The 19,621-nt window shown below is 66.7% G+C and carries 21 protein-coding genes, 1 tRNA gene and 1 pseudogene; 7 read left to right on the top strand and 16 right to left on the bottom strand.

Annotation, left to right across the window (positions count from 1 at the left end; translation table 11 throughout):
* Positions 1–25: 25 nt before the first annotated feature.
* Positions 26–295 (top strand): annotated as a pseudogene (locus tag ACTU3I_RS14545) (HU family DNA-binding protein); the annotation flags it as partial.
* A 244-nt stretch (positions 296–539) separates the two neighbouring features.
* Here ACTU3I_RS14545 and ACTU3I_RS14540 read toward each other — a convergent pair.
* From ACTU3I_RS14540 to ACTU3I_RS14520, 5 genes are read right to left on the bottom strand one after another with little or no spacing between them, the layout of a single operon-like run.
* Positions 540–1,412 carry an SMODS domain-containing nucleotidyltransferase gene (locus tag ACTU3I_RS14540; protein WP_442926432.1) on the bottom strand — a complete coding sequence of 291 codons (873 nt, stop codon included), beginning with the start codon at positions 1,410–1,412 and terminating at the stop codon, positions 540–542.
* Entirely contained in the window at positions 1,409–2,314 is a 906-nt protein-coding gene (locus ACTU3I_RS14535) for an S-4TM family putative pore-forming effector (RefSeq protein ID WP_442926431.1), read from the bottom strand. The genes ACTU3I_RS14540 and ACTU3I_RS14535 overlap by 4 nt, the downstream gene beginning before the upstream one ends.
* A 10-nt stretch (positions 2,315–2,324) precedes the next feature.
* Complete coding sequence (locus ACTU3I_RS14530; RefSeq protein WP_442926430.1) at positions 2,325–3,155, bottom strand: SMODS domain-containing nucleotidyltransferase; 831 nt, start codon at positions 3,153–3,155, stop codon at positions 2,325–2,327.
* On the bottom strand, positions 3,155–4,582 hold the full coding sequence (locus ACTU3I_RS14525; protein WP_442926429.1) for a hypothetical protein: 1,428 nt from the start codon (positions 4,580–4,582) through the stop codon (positions 3,155–3,157). Before ACTU3I_RS14525 ends, ACTU3I_RS14530 begins: the two co-directional genes overlap by 1 nt.
* Before the next feature lie 19 nt (positions 4,583–4,601).
* Positions 4,602–4,766: a BsuBI/PstI family type II restriction endonuclease gene (locus tag ACTU3I_RS14520; RefSeq protein WP_442926825.1), complete on the bottom strand. Its 165-nt coding sequence runs from the start codon at positions 4,764–4,766 to the stop codon at positions 4,602–4,604.
* A 341-nt stretch (positions 4,767–5,107) separates the two neighbouring features.
* Here ACTU3I_RS14520 and ACTU3I_RS14515 point away from each other — a divergent pair, with 341 nt between their 5' ends.
* On the top strand, positions 5,108–6,892 hold the full coding sequence (locus tag ACTU3I_RS14515; protein WP_442926428.1) for a hypothetical protein: 1,785 nt from the start codon (positions 5,108–5,110) through the stop codon (positions 6,890–6,892).
* A gap of 227 nt (positions 6,893–7,119) precedes the next feature.
* On the opposite strand, the gene ACTU3I_RS14510 is transcribed toward ACTU3I_RS14515, so the two are convergent.
* Genes ACTU3I_RS14510 through ACTU3I_RS14500 form a run of 3 tightly spaced genes read right to left on the bottom strand, consistent with a single transcriptional unit; the run spans position 7,120 to position 8,920 of the window.
* Entirely contained in the window at positions 7,120–7,683 is a 564-nt protein-coding gene (locus tag ACTU3I_RS14510; protein ID WP_442926427.1) for an AAA family ATPase, read from the bottom strand.
* Between the two features lie 35 nt (positions 7,684–7,718).
* Entirely contained in the window at positions 7,719–8,534 is an 816-nt protein-coding gene (locus ACTU3I_RS14505; protein WP_442926426.1) for a M56 family metallopeptidase, read from the bottom strand.
* A gap of 2 nt (positions 8,535–8,536) precedes the next feature.
* Positions 8,537–8,920, bottom strand: coding sequence for a BlaI/MecI/CopY family transcriptional regulator (locus ACTU3I_RS14500; RefSeq protein WP_442926425.1), 384 nt, complete (start codon positions 8,918–8,920; stop codon positions 8,537–8,539).
* A 108-nt stretch (positions 8,921–9,028) separates the two neighbouring features.
* Here ACTU3I_RS14500 and ACTU3I_RS14495 point away from each other — a divergent pair, with 108 nt between their 5' ends.
* From ACTU3I_RS14495 to ACTU3I_RS14485, 3 genes are read left to right on the top strand one after another with little or no spacing between them, the layout of a single operon-like run.
* Positions 9,029–10,084, top strand: coding sequence for an ABC transporter substrate-binding protein (locus tag ACTU3I_RS14495; protein ID WP_442926424.1), 1,056 nt, complete (start codon positions 9,029–9,031; stop codon positions 10,082–10,084).
* Positions 10,081–11,142, top strand: a complete 1,062-nt coding sequence (locus ACTU3I_RS14490) for a FecCD family ABC transporter permease (RefSeq protein WP_442926423.1) — start codon at positions 10,081–10,083, stop codon at positions 11,140–11,142. Before ACTU3I_RS14495 ends, ACTU3I_RS14490 begins: the two co-directional genes overlap by 4 nt.
* Positions 11,139–11,936, top strand: coding sequence for an ABC transporter ATP-binding protein (locus tag ACTU3I_RS14485; protein ID WP_442926422.1), 798 nt, complete (start codon positions 11,139–11,141; stop codon positions 11,934–11,936). The genes ACTU3I_RS14490 and ACTU3I_RS14485 overlap by 4 nt, the downstream gene beginning before the upstream one ends.
* On the opposite strand, the gene ACTU3I_RS14480 is transcribed toward ACTU3I_RS14485, so the two are convergent.
* Together ACTU3I_RS14480 and ACTU3I_RS14475 are read right to left on the bottom strand one after the other, a co-directional pair.
* Positions 11,907–13,265 carry an APC family permease gene (locus ACTU3I_RS14480; RefSeq protein ID WP_442926421.1) on the bottom strand — a complete coding sequence of 453 codons (1,359 nt, stop codon included), beginning with the start codon at positions 13,263–13,265 and terminating at the stop codon, positions 11,907–11,909. The genes ACTU3I_RS14485 and ACTU3I_RS14480 overlap by 30 nt on opposite strands.
* 87 nt (positions 13,266–13,352) lie before the next feature.
* The gene (locus tag ACTU3I_RS14475) at positions 13,353–13,826 is read right to left on the bottom strand and encodes a GNAT family N-acetyltransferase (protein ID WP_442926420.1); all 474 of its coding nucleotides are present in this window, start codon (positions 13,824–13,826) and stop codon (positions 13,353–13,355) included.
* Positions 13,827–13,910: 84 nt separating this feature from the next.
* Here ACTU3I_RS14475 and ACTU3I_RS14470 point away from each other — a divergent pair, with 84 nt between their 5' ends.
* Positions 13,911–14,681 (top strand): hypothetical protein, encoded by a 771-nt coding sequence (locus ACTU3I_RS14470; RefSeq protein ID WP_442926419.1) that lies wholly within the window; start codon positions 13,911–13,913, stop codon positions 14,679–14,681.
* Positions 14,682–14,723: 42 nt separating this feature from the next.
* On the opposite strand, the gene ACTU3I_RS14465 is transcribed toward ACTU3I_RS14470, so the two are convergent.
* Entirely contained in the window at positions 14,724–15,362 is a 639-nt protein-coding gene (locus ACTU3I_RS14465; RefSeq protein WP_442926418.1) for an MBL fold metallo-hydrolase, read from the bottom strand.
* A gap of 105 nt (positions 15,363–15,467) precedes the next feature.
* Here ACTU3I_RS14465 and ACTU3I_RS14460 point away from each other — a divergent pair.
* Positions 15,468–15,543: transfer RNA gene (locus ACTU3I_RS14460), tRNA-Glu, on the top strand.
* Positions 15,544–15,607: 64 nt separating this feature from the next.
* Here ACTU3I_RS14460 and ACTU3I_RS14455 read toward each other — a convergent pair.
* The 5 genes from ACTU3I_RS14455 to ACTU3I_RS14435 form a co-directional block, all read right to left on the bottom strand.
* Positions 15,608–16,096: a heme-degrading domain-containing protein gene (locus ACTU3I_RS14455; RefSeq protein WP_442926417.1), complete on the bottom strand. Its 489-nt coding sequence runs from the start codon at positions 16,094–16,096 to the stop codon at positions 15,608–15,610.
* A gap of 54 nt (positions 16,097–16,150) precedes the next feature.
* Positions 16,151–16,741 carry a hypothetical protein gene (locus ACTU3I_RS14450; protein WP_442926416.1) on the bottom strand — a complete coding sequence of 197 codons (591 nt, stop codon included), beginning with the start codon at positions 16,739–16,741 and terminating at the stop codon, positions 16,151–16,153.
* On the bottom strand, positions 16,695–17,018 hold the full coding sequence (locus ACTU3I_RS14445; protein ID WP_442926415.1) for a TraR/DksA family transcriptional regulator: 324 nt from the start codon (positions 17,016–17,018) through the stop codon (positions 16,695–16,697). The genes ACTU3I_RS14450 and ACTU3I_RS14445 overlap by 47 nt, the downstream gene beginning before the upstream one ends.
* Before the next feature lie 707 nt (positions 17,019–17,725).
* Entirely contained in the window at positions 17,726–18,823 is a 1,098-nt protein-coding gene (locus tag ACTU3I_RS14440) for a DUF4349 domain-containing protein (RefSeq protein ID WP_442926414.1), read from the bottom strand.
* The gene (locus ACTU3I_RS14435; RefSeq protein ID WP_442926413.1) at positions 18,820–19,377 is read right to left on the bottom strand and encodes an RNA polymerase sigma factor; all 558 of its coding nucleotides are present in this window, start codon (positions 19,375–19,377) and stop codon (positions 18,820–18,822) included. The genes ACTU3I_RS14440 and ACTU3I_RS14435 overlap by 4 nt, the downstream gene beginning before the upstream one ends.
* Positions 19,378–19,621: the final 244 nt, after the last annotated feature.

Here is a 19,621-nt window from a genome sequence, read left to right as displayed (position 1 = left end):
GCACTCGGCGTCCACTCGCACAACAACGAAGACGGAGCTCGTGGCGAGCATCGCCTCCGCGACTGGTCAGAGCCAAGCGGCGGTCTCGGCGATACTCGACACTCTGTTCTCGACCGTTTCTGAGGCTGTGGCGAGAGGGTCTAAAGTCTCTATCCCTGGATGGATTTCGTTCGAGCAGGTCGCGACGTCCGCACGGACTGGAAGAAACCCCCAGACAGGTGAGGAGATCCGCGTCGCCGCTGCCAAACGAGTGAAGGTGACCGCAGGCAGCAAACTAAAGGCCAGCGTCCGCTAGGCGTGTATCTGAGCCCGCGCTCGCTTGAAAGGACCGGGGTTCGCGCTCGAGGCTAAGTTCCTGACCATCCCCCTGCGGGCAGTGCGCGGCGAGGGGAGTGCGTAGGCATTGCCGCGCGCGGGTCCGTGACACTGCCGATGTTCCGCCGCGAGCATCGAGGCGATAGAGGTGTCGACGAACCGCTCGATTCAGACGTACAGTGCGCTCATCGGTGTACTCCTCGGTGCCAGACTTCGAACGTTGTCTAGCTCGGAAAACTCGTTCCCAGGATGATTCGCCAGAGCCGCTTCGCCTCGGCGTGATCTCCGCGGGCCTCGCCCTCATTCGCCTTGCGGGCTCGAGACGCAGCGGTGTTGAGTGCGCCGATGAGTTCCTGCCTAGAGGTATAGGTGAGGTAACTGCTGAGGGAGCCACCTTGGCCGCCAGGGTCATTCACGTCGAGCCAGCCGGGGGCCCATTCGAAGAACTTCTGCATCGCATCGCGGTAGTTGCTACCGAGCTTCCCGAAGACCATGCCGGCCACGGTCTCGAGGTGGAACGAACGGAACCGCTTTGAGTGCGCTCGATTCCAAGCTTTGAGCAGGCGCACGATCGGTGCAAGGTGGTAGCCGAGTTCTTTACTCTTGTTGCTGAACCAGCTGTTGGCGACGGTGGGAGCGGTCGAGATCCAGCCGCCTGAGCCGTTCGGCAGCCAGTAGACGTTGTTGCCTTGATGGAAGACGGGCGCTACGTCTACGTGACCGCCCGTCTGGAAGAACACGCGGACTGCTTGACCCCTTGTTCCGACCTGCTGGATCAGCGTTCCCGCGTAGGCCTGACGCACCCTGTAGATGAAGGCCTGCGAATCATTCCAGTACTTCCTCTGCCAGACCCCCTTCTCGTCGGAGAACACGGCCAGGACATCGATGTCGTCTATCGGCCTGATGATCGTTCCCTTTGCGGCGGACCCCATGAGGATCCCTCCCCAGTAGGGCATGTCGGATGTTGAGGGGAATGCCTCCTCAAGGTTCTTATTGACCGATGTCTTTCGCGCCGGGATGTGCGTGTTCTTCTGATACTCGGTCGCAGTGATGTCCTCGAGGAACTTCGCGAATGCCTGTGCCGTCGTCAGCGTCATTGGTTCTTCCTCCGGAGTCGCTTGGAGGCGGCGTGCATCGCGGCCTCATTGCGGTTGCGCGTGATCTTGTACAGCCAGTCCGGGACCTGCGGGGTCGTGCGCCTCAGGTCGTAGAGCTGGGTCTGCCACGAGATGAGCTCCTGCCCCATGATCGGCTCGCCATCCTCAAGGCGTGACTCGATCGTGCGAGCGAGGTCGGCCCGGTCTTGCGCCGCACGCCACGTACTCCGCAGATAGTCGGCTACGTCCATAACGGCCGGCAGGACGGGGAAGAGCACGCCAAGCAGGATCAAGCCAAATGCAAGACCACTGAGCGCGCTCCATGTGAGCAGAACGGCTAGCCACACCACGGTAACGATCGCCCAGACGGTGACAGCGGTGCGAATCAGCCGATCAGTGTACGAGGCGTTGGCGCGCTGCGCGATTGCGATCGTCTCGGATCCGGGGTGGCTCGGATCTATGTCGTACCAATGGACGAGCCGCTCATGGCTCGCAGCGGCGTGCAGGCCCTGCTTGTCGCGAACGAGTAACTCGATCTCTTCGACAGTCGGGCGCGAAGCGCGCTCGATCGTCTCCGGCATCTGGAAGATGTAGAGATCGACTTCCTCTTGGACCGCCGCCGCTTTCGTCATCGTTCGAACCTCCGCCGCAGTGAGGAACGTGCGGCCCACAAAAAGCCAGATGCCCGTGATCGCGCCGACTGCGACCGCGGATCCCGGAATGAGTATCGAAATGAACGGGGCTGCGACACCCAGAATCAGCAGCCCAATCCACCGCGCTGCCTGCCAGCGCTTCGCTCGGGTGTACAGACGACGCTGCGCGAGGAGCAGGCGAAGCGCCTCGTCGTCGTTCTGTCGAGTCGCGATCGAGGCACTCGACGGCGGCGTGTAGTCCTGGCTCATCGTCGCGACTTCACCGGTTGAAGAGCAGCTTCAATTGCTCAATCGCTTTGTCATGATCGTCCGCCAGGTGGTACGTCAGCGCGCGTTTAGAGCGCAGCACAGCGGTATCGAGCTTGGGCAGTGCGTCCGTTTTCGTTGCATCTGACGAGCACGACCCGAAGCGTGAACCCAGTCCTGTCGGATCATTCATTGATGCGAGTTCGATGCTCTGAAGATGTTTGAGCGCGTAGTGCAGGTCGATGATCGGAACGTAGGCCGTTTCCTCGCTCAGGAACTTCGCCGCCCGCATCTCGAGGTAGCAGGACGACACCGGCACGTTCCGTTTGTACTTCCAGATCTTGAGGTGTCGTGCAAGCTTCTTTGCTCCACCGCCGCTGTGCTTCGCGTTGATCTCGTTGACGTACTTGTTGTGTTCCTCTGGAAAGCTCTTCATCCAGCCGCCCCGTGGGTCGGCGATCATGTAGCCGCCTCCCGAGCTGATGTATCCAGGAACGACTTCGACGATCCCGTCCGAGAAGTGGCACACCACAGCCGGTTGACGAATAGTGATGGTTGTCGAGGTGAAGCGTGCCTGCAGCGCCTCCTTCACTTTGGTGAGCATGGTCAACGCCGATGTCGGCTGAATCCCCTTGAGCGATACCAAGTAGTCGGCGTCGCTGTACTGCCAGACCCCAGTGCCATGCCGGAGGGAGCCGATCTCGAACATGCGGTACACGCCGAGCACGTAATCGAGGCGTGCCTGGATGGAGGACTTGTGTCCCTTGGCTCCGTCGAACTGTGAGGCCGTGGGTGTGAAGAGTGACGTCAGGTCATTGAGCCATGAGGTTGCGGTAGCCGCCATCAGGCACCTGTCTCCTCTCGAAGACCGAGCACGTCGCGCGCTGTCTCCGTGATGTGTGCAGGATCTGCGACGGGGACGTCGATTTCTCCTGTGAATACCTCGTTGTGGTCTCGAGCTGTGAGCTGCCACGTTCCATGAATCGACGTGAGTGACGCATCCGCAACGACCAGCACAAATTCCTCGTCCTCGGATTCGTGCGTCCCAAGCGGGCGAAGCTCTCCGATGTCGAGATCAAGATCAACCGAACCGCCGTTCCGGAAGCTCACCGACGGTGCGACGTACGTGCCCGGGATGGACGGTTGCATGTACCCGAGGTTTGCGTAGTTCGAGATCCCGAGGTCGCGTTGTCGCGGGCCCCACATTCGAGGTGGACGCGGCAGTTCTAGGCTCGACATATTGTCGGCCCATTCGGGATCGACGTAGTCATAGGCGAACACGTCGCCTTCAAGGTGGAGCTTCAGCTCGACGTCGTGGAAGAACGTCGTCGTCCGGTTTGTGACCCTCACGATTATTGGAGTTAGCTGGCTCGCTGCGATTCGTGGCGCAGCAGCGCCCCAAGCATTGCGGAACTGCGCCTCCCATGAGTCGATCGAAGCCCGATAAGCGTCCTCGGTTCGCTCTTCCGGAATCATCATTGCGTTTGCGACCTGCGACATGCCCTGGATGCGGGGCGAGAGGGCGGCGAACCCGCGCACGCCCGTCGCGAGATCAGCGAGGCTCCCCGGAGCCAGCGGTTCCTTGACAGGTGGCTCTTCCACTGGCAGCGCAGCGATCAATCGCGTTCGCTCGCGGTCCACATATGCTTCGACCGTGCGATCAGCGTCGAGCGAGACAGGCGAAACATCGCCGACTAGCTCGACGCGAAAATCAACTTCAATTTTCGGTGACGCCGCGCCCCGCGCAACCAACAGGTCGAACTCGTCTGCGTTCGCCTCGCGTGTCTCGCCGTCCGCCCGAATGTAGATCCGTCCGCTCGTGAGCGACTCGCCGTTGCTACGACAAGGGAATGGGGCCTGGCCAAGCTGAGGCGGATCGACGATGACGATCAGAACCTGCTTGCTTGACCCTTCGATTGGCACCCATACGACGTCCCATCGCGGGCCAGCAGCGCCGACGTACTGCTGAACAACCTTGGCGATCTCCATCATCTCTACAGGCGGGATGCCCGTGATGGAACCGAATGCGACGCCGATGAGCATGGCGGCGTACCCCTCGAACGCGGTGGCTGCCGTCTCAGGCAGTCGGTTCGCGGCACCGAGAATGAACTTGGCGATCTTCTCTTTGTCCTTCTTAGTGGACAAGTCGAGGGTGCTCTTCAGTTCGAGATAGTGACGTTCGGCAAGATCACCTTGTTCTGCCACAGCTTCGACAAGTCCCTGAGCTGCGAGAACGCCTCGAGGCGCCTGCGAAATGTCGAGGCCCGTCATTCGCCGTGCTCCCCCGCGATCACGATGCGCTCACCTGCTGCGGGTTGAGGAGCCTGTCCCCGTTGAGGTGAATCATGTGCGTCGGACTAGAGGCACACCACGCCTCGGTCTCCCACGCGACGTCTGCCAACGTCTGATATGGCGTGCAATACTGCCGCAGCGCAGCTTGCTCCGCTGAATCCATGGCCGCGAGGGCGGGCTTGCGTCGCGCTTCAGCGCGATCAATCAGGCACATGTTCAGAGCGTACCGACGGCTTCCGACTTGATCATCGCAGTATCAATCGCGGCGCCAGCACTCGGGGGTGCGGCTCGAGGGTCAGACAGCGCCGACGGGAGGGGCCGCGATCGAAGCCAGCGCGGCAACTGTCGCTAAGCCACCGCCGAAGAGGCCGTGCAAACCTACGTACGCGACCGAGCTCGTCCGGAGAGCGGTCCCTATCCAGGCGTTGCTCGGTTGATGGACCCGCGTGCGCTCAGGATTGCCACACTGACGCTTCTCGGCAGCGTGTCCGAGAGAATCGGGGCATGGACGTCGAAACGCTGGCCGTGAACGAGATCAGCACCCTTATGGCTGAGTGCCCTCATCTGGTCCCGACCATCACGACCAATGACAAGACCCCTTTTACCGATGGTCACGTCGACATGTACGAGGGACTGAGCAGGGCTAAGTCCGGCTGGGTGGGTCGGATAGCGGTGCAGGTCAAGGGGCGCCGCACCAACGCTAGAGGACGGTTCAACACCATCTTCAAGATCTCACGTGCCGACTTGGCGGCGTTCCAGCAGCAGGGCGGCGTGGTGTTCTTTCTCGTATACGTCGATCCGAAGTCTGGCCGGCGCCACCCGCTGTATCGTGTCCTGTCACCGTTCGGCGTTCGAGACATTCTGGACGCCAGTCCGGAAGGTGGTGCGGACATCGCGGTGGAGCTCAGCCCACTTCCTCGCGACAGCGCCTCCGTAGAACGAATCCTGTACATCGCGCTGAAGTCGCAGGAGCAGCGCCTATCTGTCGGGTTTGATCCGTCTCTCATCAACGAGGGCACAAGCATCAGCATCTACGTCATCGACGCGCCGTCCTTCGACGCCCCGCTCACCCTGTCTTCCGAGAAGGGTGACTCTGTGCTCGTGCTGAACACGTCGAACGGCATGGCGCTGCCGATGCCGGGTGAGCTGACGTTGTTCCCACCCTCCTACCTTCCGCGCGAGATGGAGACGACGGTGACTGCCGGAGACATCACCTTCGACCGCCCCACGGTGAAGCAGATCGGGGACCGCTCCTTCGAGGTGACGTTGTCGAGAGGTCTGAGCCTAGTGACCACCGGTTCCGACGGAGAGCAGTCCACTGCCGTCACTCTCAGCCCGGTCGGCAACCTGGTGGAGAGGGTCAAGGACATCAGCTTCTACCTGGGACTCACCGGTGGTCGCTCCTTGAGCATCGACGGGAAGAACACGCGGTTCAACTTCTCCGACGACCCCGACGATGCACGGCTGCGTGAGTACCTCGGGACTCTGCAGAAGGTCGTCGCGGTGTTCGACACACTCCACATTGACCCCGACCTCGTGGAACTAACCGACATCACCCCTGAGCAGGTTCGAGCGCTCCTGCACATGCACCATTCCCTCGTCGAGGGTAAGCATCTCAACGCAGCCAACGGCCAGCCGGGGCTGCTGTTCCAAGCCATCGCGCAATGGCAGGTGGCGCTCCTCGTATTGCCTGCCGACAAGCCGGGATCCTGGGACTACGGGGACCCGTTCGCCCCCGAGCACCAGCACCGTTACCGCGTACACCGCAAGAACCTAGACGGCACCCTGGAGCCGTGCTCGGCAACGGCGTTCGACATTCTCGGTGACGAATTCCCCAACGTGCTCAACCTTCATCTCTCCGACATCACCGCGCCGTACGATGTGATTGCAGATCTGCCGGACACCATCACCCTCGCGAACATGCGTGTGCTCGCGCTCATCAAAGCGGCAGATGCGATACCGCAACGGAGGGTCGCGTTCCTGGATGCGGCGGCAGCGCTGAATGAGTGGTTGATTTCGGTGGACGGTGACCAGGAACACCACCTCATCAACCGCTGGCAGGTCCTGCACCGCCGGGATGCTTTGGGAAGTGAGCAGCGCGCTGCCATCCGCGGACTGCGCCGAAGCGTCGCCTTCGCGGGTCACCCTCGCGCTGACGAGGTAGATGCGCTCTGTGCGATTCTGCTCGGTGACGTCGAAGACACGGCCCAGGCTCTCGCCCGTCTGACCGAGAAGGAGCTCGCGCAGGTGAAGGACTATCCCATCTGGGCGCTGGTCCCCGACCGCTGACGCTCACCGACCGACAGCCGTAACCTGATATAGACAGCGGCTGTCGAGCGCGCCGAAGTCGGGGCGACCAACGGCTCTGGAGCGCGACCCGATCGAGCGGAAGCGGGTCGCTGTGCGTGCGAGGGCCGCTGGTTGGCCGGCCAGCTGCCATCCCGGCTCGGTCGTCGAGTGGTGGGTGCGCGTATGCGGCGCCCGATGGAGTGCACGCTGGTCGTCCCTAGTTCGATCTATAGCGGTCTCCGATCCTCGGCTCTCGCCAGCACCGCTTCCAGCGCGGCGAGCCGTGCGGCGGGACGTCCGGTGATCTCGGCGATCGTGAGGTGATCCCCGACGAGGCTCGGATCATCGGCGAGCTCTAAGAGCACGTCGTTCATCGCAGCGCGAAGCTCGGGGTGCTCATCGTCTCCGACGTCGATCGCATCGCTCGGCGCGAGCGGAAGAAGGATGAGGACATCGACCGTGGTCAGGGCTGCGGTGGTGAGGGCGCTCGCGCGCTGGAGAAATTCGCTGTCGAGCGAAACGCCCGTCAGCTCTGCCCTGGCGAGCAGATATGCCAGGAAATCCAGCGGGCCACGCTCTGCGATCAGATCTCCGTCGGGTGCCTCGTTGCTCAGGCGCCCTGCCGCGATGCGCAACTGGGAGGCGAAGAGTGCGGCGCCGGGCGCGTCGATCGTCTCGTCGACGAGCTCGAACGGGTCGGGCAGCACGGTAAATTCGGGGTGCCTCAGCGAAAAGTCCGAGATCAGGGTGCTCTTGCCACTGGCGTGGGTACCCGACACGACGATGCGCACGGGGCGAGGATACCGGGCGCGGGCTCGCCCTGGGATCAGAGGTGGAGCGCTCCGATATGCACCGGGTCCCGCCACCGTCGGGCGTGCCGCCATCGGCGCAGCGTGAGGCGCTCGGCGCGAAGCTCGAGACCCGGCTGGTTGCCCGCCCGGCCGATCTTGGCCAGCGCGTTGGCAAGGTGCACGGCGCCGGCCCGCTTGGCGGCGGCGTCGTCGGCGATGAGTTCGATGAGCAGGAGAGTGGCGCGCCGCAGGTGACGGCCGGCGCGGAGAGCGCGCGGCAGGCAAAGAGCGCTGAGCTCGGCGATCCGTACCGCCCACCCGTGGCGCAGGCGCAGGTGCGTGGCCTCGTGGGCGATCACCGCACGCAACTCGGCGGGGCTCAGGAGCTCGCGCAGGCGCGTCGAGACCAGAATCTGCGGCTTCCGAGCCGGGACGGCGACCGCTGAAGGCGCGGCGGAATCGACCCACACCAGGGTGTACCCGCGATGCTGCTCGCGTGACACGGCGATCGATCGCAGCTCATCGATCGCCCCGCGCTGCGAGTCCGCGAGCGGCTCGGCAGAGACCCAGACGAATCCGATGACGGCGCCGACGGCGCCGAGCTGCATCCAGGCCAAGAGCGTCACGGTGATCGCCTGACCGGTATCGCTCGACGGCGCAGCAGCCAATGCTTCGAGGATGATCGCCGCGATGGATGACACAGTGAGCGCCGCACCGGCACCGACGGCGGCGAACCACAAGGCCAGAGCCGTGCGCGGATGGTGGACCTGCCAGTGTCCCGCGGTCAGGGCCAGTGGCGCGAGGATCAGCAGCGTCACCGCCGCCACGAGAAGTGCCGCCGCGATCGGCATCGTCAGTGCCGCTTGCCCTTCGAGGACCCGTCGATCGCTGCGCGGAGCAGGGCGAGGTCGTCGGCCTCCAGGTTGCCGGCGAAACGCAGCAGCGCGGCGCGTCGGTCGCCGGCGTCGTCGAGGGCGGCCAGCATCGAGGCGCCGGCGTGCTCGTCGTCGGAGTGTGCGGCCCGGAAGCTCTGTTTGCGAGGAGAGATGCCGGCGCGAACGACCTCGCCCTTCTTGTGGAGCCTGTCGAGCGCCGTGAGCAAGGTCGTGTGCGCGGGGACCGGATCGGAGAATGCCTCCTGGATCTGGCGGGCGCCGAGGGGCTCCGGGGCAGCACGCAGGATCCGCAGAATCTGACCTTCGAGCTCTCCGCGTTCCCGGGTGCGTTCGCCGGCCATTCGTCCTCCCCGCAGCGAATCTCGCGCCGTCGCGCGCGGACTCTATCTCTACGTAATGTAGTGGACGGGATCCCGGACTGTATTCTACGTCATGTAGAGTTACAGATCGTGAACAGACGACGCTCCCCCCTCCTCGCCGCCACGATGCTGACGCTGGCTCTGACGGGGTGCGCCGGCCCCAGCGGAACTGCATCGCCGAACTCGAGCGTCGATCCCGACTATGGGACGCGCTCCGTCACGGATTGCACCGGAGCCACCTCGACGTTCACCTCGGCGCCGGAGCGCGTCGCGACGGTGACGACGAGCGTGTTGGAGATCCTGCTGGCTCTCGGGCTCGAGGATCGGATCGTGGGCGTGCAGGCGGTGGCGCCGGGTGCCTTCCCTGCTGACCTCCAGGCCGTCGCAGACACCTTTCCGAAGCTCGGCGGCGAGTACGTGCCCGGGGATTTCGTCCCGGTCCAGCGCGAGGAGCTGCTGTCGGTCGAGCCGGACTTCGTCGTGGGGGGATGGGCTTCGAACTTCGACTCCTCGCTCGGAGCCCTCTCGCAGGACGAGCTCGCCGAGAGGGGCGTCCCCTCCTACTTCGCGCTGGCGGCCTCGTGCGCACGCACCGAGCCGGTGACCGACCTGTCCGCGGTCTATGCCGACATCGAGAACTACGGCACGATCTTCGACGTCGAGGAGGAAGCCGCCGCCCTCATCGACGACATGAAGGCCACCGTCGACGGCGTCCAGGAGAAGCTCGGCGATGTCGACCCCCCGCGTGTCTTCACCTACAGTCTCGAAGACGGCGGGGCGAAGGCCTACTCCGCCGGCAACCAGTTCCTCGGCAACGCCATCATCCAGCTGGCCGGGGGAGAGAACATCTTCGCCGACACGGATGCGGTCTACGGCAACGCCGGCTGGGAAGAGGTCGTGGCGCGTGATCCCGAGGTGATCGTCCTCGAGGTGTTCGGCAAGCCCACCGAGGCCGCCTTCGACGAGGCGGTCCAGCGCGCGAAGGACTTCTTCACCACCGACCCGGCGCTGCAGGACATCACCGCGGTGCGGGAGGGCAACTTCGTGCCGATGATCGACGAGGCCTATTACGTGGGAGGGGTCCGCAACGCGGAGGCGGTGGAGATCCTCGCCAGGGCCTTCCACCCCGACGTCTTCGCCGAGTGAGGCGCGCTCTCGGGTCGAGCGTGCGTCGGATCGGACCGGCGCCCGTACTGCTCGGTCTGTCGGTCGCCGGTGTGGTGTTCGTTCTGGTGGCCGTGGGGGTGGGGGCCTCCGTCATCCCGGTCACGACGGTGGGGGAGCTGCTCTTCTATCGGATGACGGGCATCGGGGATCCGTCGCACTGGAGCCTGGCGCAGGACGACATCGTGTGGAATCTGCGTCTGCCGCGGGTGGTGCTCGCGGTGATGGTGGGGGCGTCGCTCTCGGTGGTGGGAGTGGTCGCGCAGGCGGTCATGCGCAATCCGCTGGCCGATCCGTTCGTCCTCGGCATATCGCCGGGTGCGGCGATGGGCGCCGTCGCCTGGCTCGTGCTCGGATCCGGCGCGTTCGGCGCGCTCCCGGTCGGGCTGGCCGCCTTCGCCGGCGCGATGCTCGCGATGCTCGCCGTGGGCGCGTACGTGCGGGGTACCGGCTCGTTCACTTCGAGTCGGCTCGTCCTGGCGGGCATCGTCATCGGCACGGGCTTCGCGGGGGTGACGAACTTTCTCATCTTCGCCGCCCGTGACTCCGCCACGACGCACTCCGCGCTGTTCTGGCTGTGGGGGAGCCTCGCTGGTGCGCGGTGGGACCAGCTGCCCGTCCCGGCCGTCGCGCTCGTCGTGGGCATCGCGGTGGTCGTATTCTCGTGGCGGCCGCTGAACGCACTGCTGCTCGGCGATGCGACCGCCGCCGCGCTGGGAATCCGCCCGCATCGCGTCCGCATCCGGATGTACGTCGTGGCGGCGGTCCTCACGGGTCTCGCAGTCGCCCTGGCGGGCGTGATCGCGTTCGTCGGCCTGATCGTGCCGCATGCCGCGCGACTGCTCGTCGGCAACGACCATCGTCGCCTCGTGCCCGTCAGCGCCGTTCTCGGGGCGGTCTTCCTCGTCGCTGTCGACCTCTTCAGCCGCACCATCCTGCCGCCGGATGAGCTCCCGATCGGGGTCGTGACCGCCGTCCTCGGCGCGCCGGCGTTTCTCGCCCTCCTCGCGCGGCGCCGTTCCGGGTTCGGCGCGTCATGAGTCCTCTCTCCTCGCCGGTGGTGCTCGACGTCGCGGGGCTCACCGTCGTCCGCAGCGGCCGGGTGCTCCTAGACCAGGTGAGCTTCTCGGCGTCGCGGGGTGAGGTGGTCGGGATCGTTGGGCCGAACGGCGCCGGCAAGTCGACGCTGCTGGGCTGTCTCTATCGCCACGTGGACTATCGGGACGGCAGCATCCGCGTCGACGGTCAGGAGCTGCGGATGCTGCCCCGCGCGGAGAGTGCGCGGCTGATAGCCGCGATGCCTCAGGACACCGCCGTGGAATTCGACCTGACCGTCGAGGAGATCGTCAGCGCGGGGACGATCCCGCACCGGCGCGCGGACCGCGCCCGCAGCCGCGACGTGGTGGAGGAGACGCTCGCCCGCGTGGATCTCGTCGGGATGCGGGACCGCAGCGTCGCGACGCTCTCCGGTGGGGAACGGCAGCGCGCGCTCCTCGGACGGACGCTCGCCCAGAACGCGCCCATCCTCGTTCTCGACGAGCCGACGAATCACCTCGACCTCGCCCACCAGGAGCAGCTGCTCGGGCTCGTGCATCAGCATCCCGGCACCTCGATCATCGCCATCCACGACCTCAACCTGGCCGCGGAGTACTGCGACCGCATCGTCGTGATGAGTCGCGGACGAGTCGTGGCGTGCGGGCCGCCCGCGGAGGTGATGACAGCGGAGATGCTGGCCGAGGTCTTCGCGGTGACGGCACAGATCATCCCGCATCCGCAGAGCGGCCGGCCGCATTTGCTCCTGGACTCACCGCGAGGCGGACGTGCTCCCCGCTGACCGGCGATCCTGTCGTCTGCGGGTGGCGCGCGCGACGAGGAAGAGGAGCGAGCCCACCGCGACGTAGGCGAGCGCGCCCAGCCACACCGTCCAGCTCTGCTGCGTGAGGAGCACGATGCTCGCGAGGATGGCCAGGACTGGGAAGACACGCGGAACGTGGAAGTGCGGGTGATCCACCTTGTCCTTCTTGAGCACGAGGACGCTGACGTTCGCCGAGAGGAAGACGAGGAGCAGCAGGAGCACCGTCGTCTCGGCGAGGGTCGCGACGTCGCCGAGGAAGGTCAGCACGATGGCGGCACCCGCCACCACCACGATCGCGACCCACGGGGTGCGACGGTTCGGGAGCACGCGCCCGAAAGCGCTCGGCAGAAGCTCGGACTCCGCCAGCCCGTAGCCGACGCGGCTGGCCATGACCATGAACAGCAGCGCGCCGTTGGCGATCGCCACCAGCGCTATCAGGCTGAACAGCCACTCCGGCACCGCCAGTCCGCTCTCCTTGACCACCTCGAGGAGGGGGCCGGTCGACTCGGCGAGCTGGTCGAGGGGCACGACGATCACGGCGCCCAGCGCGATAAGGAGGTAGACCACTGCGGCGGTCGCCAGCGCCGCGAACAGCGCCCGCGGGTAGGCCTTCGAGGGGTTCTTCACCTCTTCTGCCATGTTCGCCGCGGCCTCGAACCCGAGGAACGAGAAGAAGGCGATGATCGAGGCGGCGAAGGCACCCTGCAGCGGCGGGACGTCGGGCGCGAACTCGGTCAGGCGCGACGGATCGCCGCCACCATTTCCGAACACGATCGCAGCGAGAACGATGATGATTACGAGCCCGCTCACCTCGATGATGGATGCCACCAGGTTCGCCCCAAGCGATTCCTTCACGCCGCGCAGATTGATGAGCATCAGCAGCAGCAGGAACACCACAGCGACCGGTGCCGACGGCACATCGATGAGCGCATTGAGGTAGTCGCCCGCGAAGGCGTTCGCCAGCGAGGCCGCTGTCGTGATGCCCGACGCCATCATGAGGAAGCCGACGAGGAACGAGAGGTACGGCACGCGAAAAGCGCGGTCCACGTACCGTGCGGCGCCGCCGGCATGCGGGTATTTCGTGATTAGTTCCGCGTACGTGCCGGCGGTGAGAAGCGCCACGCCCAGCGCGATGAGGAGGGGGAGCCAGATGACCCCGCCCACATCCTTCGACATCGACCCGACCAGCGTGTAGATGCCCGCGCCGAGGGTGTCGCCGACGATGAAGGCGTACAGGAGCCAAACCCCGACCGCCCGCTTCAGCTTTCCGCTGTCGGCACCCGATGATGTCGTCGCTTGCGTCGCCATGCGATCACTTCAGCGGGCGCGGCTCTCCCGACACAAGCACCTGACCGGAGAGGTGCGGATGCCGTAAAGTAGCGCGGTCGGTCTGGGTCAGCGCAGATGCTGGAACGGCGTCTCCACGCGCACGAACGGCCACTCACGGCCGATCCAGCGGGGCACGAAGTCGTCGACGGCGCGACGGACGCCGGGGTCGACCTCTTCGCCCACCCACCACGAGACCTCGGCTGCCGGCTGCTCTGCGGCATCGGCGAGGGGGTCGATGTAGACGCATCCGAACAGCGCCGACTCGTCTGCGGGGAGGACGGCGTAGTTGAACGACTCGTGGGTGACCATCTCGGCCGCGTGCCGTGCCAGGTCTTCTCGGTCGGCCTCACGGGTGATCGTCGCGACGGGCCATCCCCACGCTTCCCCGTACATCCGCCACAGCATCTCGCGGTTGGCGGCGAGGGCGATCATGTCGATATCGACATCGGCCGCGCGGATCGGCCGGAGGTGCACGGCGGCCGTCACGTCCGCGCGCAGGGGGTGCGAGAAGTCGGGGGGAAGCCATCCGGTACCGGTCATCGCTGCTCCTCTACGGGTCTGCCCCCAGCTTCGGGCTCGCTCCGGCGCTGGCCGGTACGCCGCGCGGAGATCGATAATGAACGCATGGACGCGCGGGCGCTGAGCCCCGACGAGGCTCGAGAGCTCGCCGCTCTGCGCGCACGGGCGTACGGTCCGGAGCCCGACATCGCCGACGACGCCCGCGCGCTGCAGCGGCTGCGAGACCTGGAATCAGCGGCGCACGGTCCCGGGGCGACGACATCGGCTCACCACGACGAGGACCCCGCCCTGACGCGGGCGACCGGCTCCCGGTCTCGGGCGCCCGACACACCGACACCTGAGAGCGACACGATGACCGCGGTGCCGTCGGAGCCGGTCGTCACGGTCTCGGCCGCGCCGACGCCCTCGCGTTTCATCCGGCTCATGCGCAACGGCTGGCTCGTCGCCGCTGTCGCGGTCGTGGCCGCAGCGGCGACTGTCTGGGGCGTGCTGCAGGCGGTGGCACCGCGATCGGACCTCGTCCTCGGCCTCGTCTCGACCGGAGGCGAAGGCTCGGAGGAGTTCGCTCGGCCGAGCTTCCTCGACGCGCAGGACTTCGATCTCCGCGAGGTGCAGCGTTACGAGGCGTACGGCCCCCTCGACCTCTGGCTCGCCGTCGCCGCCTCAGGAGACCGATGCCTGCTCGTCGATGCAGACGAATACGGCATCGTCGGCGTCAGCTGTACTCCACCGGATCTCGATCCGATCGTCGACGTGCGCATCTGGCGAGGAATGAGACGCGACATCTTCGGCGAATTCGCCGTCAACACCGTGCTGCGCTTTCAGTACCGGGACGGTCGTGTCCACCTCTGGGTGCGTTCGCCCAGCGAGACGTGAGCGCGGATGCTGCGAGTCCCGCAGGACGCGGCATCCGGGCGTTCACAGATCGGCCGCGTCGCCCGGGTCCAGCGTCAGGAACTGCCCCCCGTTCTGCTCCGTCGCCCACTGCAGCCGGGCGCGTCCCATGTCCCGGCCGGCCACCGACAGCGTCATGTCGTGCGTGCCGAAGGCCCGGCGCGGCTTGACGGCGAGGACGAAGTCCATCGCGTCGCCGATCTTCAGCCACGGAGCGCCGACAGGCGCCGCGAGAAGCTGCACATCGGCTCCCTTCGGCACCGCGTACGAGTCGCCGGGATAGTAGAACTCGTCGTTCACCAGCACCCCGACGTTGTCGACGATCGGGATCGATTCGTGGATGACGGCGTGGCGGCCACCGAAGAACTCCAGCCGGAACGGATCGAGGGTGACAGTGTCGCCCGGATTGACGACTGTGATGTCGTAGGCGGCCGCGGCCTTCGCGACGCCCTCCGGGGCGAAGACCGGGACGCCCCCGGTCGCCTTCAGAATGCGGTCGAGATGCTCGGGCGTCCAGTGGTCGGGATGCTCGTGAGTGATCACGATCCCGACGACATTTCCGAGGTCGGACAGGGGCGTGGTGAAGACGCCGGGGTCGATGAGGAGGGAGGATCCCGACACATCCACACGCAGGGCGGCGTGCTCGAACTTGGTCACTCGCATAGGGCGAGTCAACCCGTCCCGAGCGGTCCGGGCAACCGCGGCGGCGCGGGCCGTCCCGATTTTGCCGACCCTTCCGGCCATGGCATAATCGAACGGTTGCCTGACGGCCCCATCGTATAGCGGCCTAGTACGCCGCCCTCTCACGGCGGTAACGCGGGTTCGAATCCCGCTGGGGTCACCAACACGATGAAAGCCCGTCCGCACGGACGGGCTTTCATCGTTTCGGGCGGTCGGAGACAGTTCGGTCAGCGCTCGAGGTAGCGGCGCACCGCTTCTGCGGCGGTGGCGTGGTCAAGGACATCCGGCTCGCCGGACATCGTGATCGTGCCCACGAGCTCGCCCCGTACGCGGAGCGGGATCGCACCGCCGTGAGCCCGCAGAGTGTCGTGATCCACCCCCTCGAGTCGTTCGAACGGCGTCCCCGCTTCGAGGTGCCGGAGCTTCACCAGGAGGGAGGGTTCGCCGAACTCCTCCGCCACAGCCGCCTTGCCCGCTAACCACGGGTCGTTGCCCGGACCCGTCGTGCCGAGCTTGGCCTGGAAGACCACGTCGCCGTGCAGCACGATCCGCACGGCAAGATTCAGCCCGCGCTCATCGATCACCTCGACGGCGGTCAACCCGAGGTCGACAGCGGCGTCGTTGTCGAAGCGGGCGACGTCTAAGACGGGCTCCGATTCGATGTCGGCGGCGGTGTAGACGGGGAGTTCGTCTCGCGATGCGGCTGCGGCGCTCATGTGGATCCTCCGGTCGGTGCTGGTTTTCGAGTCGATGCCATTGTGGGGCACGGCTCAGACGTAGTCGTTCGCCGCGACCACGCCGATGGGGGAGTCGACGATCTCGTGCCAGAGCACCGCGATGCCGGCGTCCAGAGATTCGGCCTGCTGTGCCCGTACCGCGATGCGCCGGGCGAGGAGAGCGTAGTCGTCGCATCCGGCGACGAAGACCACCGTCACGACGACCGACCGGCCGCACTCCCACTCGAGACGGGCGTGCAGTCGCCTCGCCGCGGCGTCCCAGTCATCCCTTGCCTCCGCCGCTTCCGGCAGCCGATCCACCAGAAGCATGAGATGGTCGAGTCGGCGCAGGCGCCGGGCGAGGGCCGCGCTGCGGTCTGCGAGCTCGCGCCATCGTCGACGGCGATCGGTGCGCGTGTGCACGTCCGATGCATCGACCCCGACGACCGCGGCGCGATGTCCGCCCCAGACGTCCTCCGGTCTGGCGAACCGCTCGGCTGTCATGACGGCGGGAAGCTCCTGCACGCAGGGCAGGCGATCCCCGAGCAGCGCGAGCATCGGCGACTCCGATTCCGGGCCGGTGACGCCGGCGCCGGCGTCAGGACTTGTCGGCGCGACTCTGGCATGCGACGCACGTGCGGGCATGGGGCAGCACCTCCAATCGCTCCGCGGGGATCGTGGCCCCGCATCCGGTGCACACGCCGTACGACCCGTCGGCCAGCCGCTCCAGGGCGGCGACGATCTGGTCGATCGTCCTCTGCGTGGCAACCGACGTGGCGTACGCCACGGGGTCCACGTTCGGGATGGCACGGGGAGCGAGCTCGCGGAGGATGCCCTGGCGTTCGATCAGCTGGAGCTCGAGGGTGCGGCGCGCAGCCTCGAGGTCGATGTCGCCGACGGGGAGGGCGTTCGGGCCGGTCATGAAGACGTTCCTTTCGGAGTGGCGGTGGGCGGAGGCCGACCTGGGGGGGGCGAAAAAAGAAACGCGCCGCAGAAGCGACGCGCTGGCGACCGGACGAGCCGGAGGAAGAAGCTCGAGGTGGCGGCGCGCGCAGGGCAAGGCGGCGGGTCATCGCGGGGGAGAAGGGCATAGCCTCACCGTAGCCCGCTCTGAGAAAAAGGCAAGTCAGATGGTTTTTTCCGCCCGGCGACGACCGGTGGGCGTTCACCGCGTCCCCCGGGACACCCGGTGGTCGCGTAGCGTGGAGGAGAGCGGGAGGAGATGCGATGCGCATCGTGCAGTCATCGGATTGGCGTGATGGGATCCCGTTCGACACCCCGATGCCGGCAGAGGATGCTGCGCCGGGCGACCCGGCACGCTGCTTCCGGTGCGGGGCCGGGTCAGAGCCCCTCCCGCGCGCCTCCCTGTGGGTGGTGAAGCACCGGCACCCCACTCACCATGGCGGGTATGTGCGGTTCTACTGCTCCGCTCATGCCCCCGTAGCCCCGCCGGCGCCAGCGGCGGTGGCGTCCGCCCGACCGTCACGGTCGGCAGCGCGTGCGCCGCGCCGCGAGGCTCCCGTCCGTAGGCCTGCCGCCACCGACGTCACGCGGTCGATGTGCCCCGACTGCTTCGTGGAGGTCTCCGCGACCGGCGAGTGCGGGATGTGCGGACGCCAGGTCGGCTGATCATTCCGGCGGCGGGGTCGTCCGGGTGCGCCGCGAGCGCCGGATGCGACGGAGCAGTGCCACGACGCCCCACGTGATGGCAGCGGCCACCGCCAGGACGCCCAGCCAGGGCAACAGGAAACCGAACGCGATCACGATGCCGTTGAGCGTTGCGACAAGACCGTTCCACCCCGCGGCGACCCCGTCGCCGAATCCGGCGGGGTCGGCCTCGACCGGAGACGACGCGGGCACGAGCTGCACGCTGAGGCTCGACAGGTCGATCTGCCCCTCGAGCCACGCCAGCTGCTGACGGTCGGCTTCGAGGGTCGCCTGGCGTTCGGACAGCGCGGTCTCGGCGGCGAGGAGATCGGCCACGTCGGCAGCCTGGGCCATGAGCTCGGTGAGGCGGGCGACCGACGCCTCCGACGCCGCGATCCGCGCGCGCACATCGATCGCCTGGTCGGTCACGTCCTGCCGTGAAACCGTCGACGAGGTGACCTCGCCGATCTCGCGCAGCTCCGCGATCGCGTCGTCGAGCTGATCGGCCGGAACCCGCACGCTGACCCACCCGGCACCGGTGCCGGGATACGGCGCGGGGCCGACGATCATCCCGGACTCGGGAGAGCCGCCGACGGCGACGTCACCGGACGAACCGATGCTGAGCGATTCCACGTAGCCGCCGCGCGCCTGTGCCCGCTGCGCGACCTGCTCGGCGGCAGCGGCCACGTCGCCGACGACAACGGTCGCCGACCCGGTCGAGATGACGTCGCGCTGCCCGGTCGCAGCGTCTGCGGCGCCGACGGCCGAGTCGGCCTCGGCGCCGGCGCCGGCGCGGCCATCGAGAGGGACCTGTGGCGCCAGCTCGACGCCACCCTCCGGTGTGGTCGGGGCGGAATCGCCCGCCGAGGAGGCACCGCCCAGCGACGACGTGACGCTCGGTGCGATCACCGCGGCGACGACGATGACCGCGGCGGCTGACGCGCCGATCGCCCAGCCGCGTGCGCGCCGGCGGCGCGACGACCGTCGATCCTCGGCAATGCGGCCGAACACGTCTCGTTCGATGGCCGCGATCCGGACGTCGTCGAGCTCGGGCAGGGTCGGGGGCTGGGTGGTGTTCATGCCTTCTCCGTCTCGGTGACAGCGGTCCGCACACGGGTGCGGATGCGAGAGAGACGGTTGCGGACGACGGCGTGGGTCACGCCCAGCTGCGCGGCGGCGGCCTCGTACGCGAAGCCCTCCGCCACGCACAGGCGGAAGATGTCCCGGTCGAGGGGAGCGAGCCCGGCCACCTCGTCGAGGATCGCGTCGACGGTGGCTGCGTCGATCACCTGTTGCTCGATGTCGACGGTGCCGGGCAGCTGGTCGTCCACGGGAGCGAGGCGTCGACGATCGCGCTCACGCGCGCGCAGTCGATTGGCCGATTGGAGGCGGCAGATGGTCGCCAGCCACGGCAGCAGCGACTGTCCCTGCAGCTGAAGCCGGGAGATCTTCTGCCAGGCGACTACGAAGGTCTCCTGCGTCACATCCTCCGCGTCCGTCGGATTGCCGAGCAAGCGGTGCGCGATCCAGTACACGGGTCGTACGTAGGAGCGATAGAGCGTACGAAAGGCGAACTCCGAGCCGCTGGCGGCATGCGCCACGAGCGTCGCGTCATCGACCAGTTCCTCGGCCATGTCATCCGTCCCCCGATGGTGACGTGTCACCGCCGGTTCATTGTCTCTCACTACTCAGGTGTCCGACGGGGGAGGATCGTCTCAGATCGATACCGAAGTCGTGCGCGGGGTCGACGCTACAATCGGGCCACCCCCTACCCCCGGAAGGCCCCATGGACCTGGAACTGCCGTTGTGGTTTGAGATCGGCGCTTTGGTGGTGTTGTCGCTGGTTTTGGTGGGGGATTTGTTGTTGATTTTGCGGCG

The organism is Microbacterium sp. RD1 (assembly GCF_052220165.1).
Taxonomy (GTDB): domain Bacteria; phylum Actinomycetota; class Actinomycetes; order Actinomycetales; family Microbacteriaceae; genus Microbacterium.
Note: the sequence above shows the minus strand (reverse complement) of the source record. Positions and strands in the feature narration are given on the sequence as shown.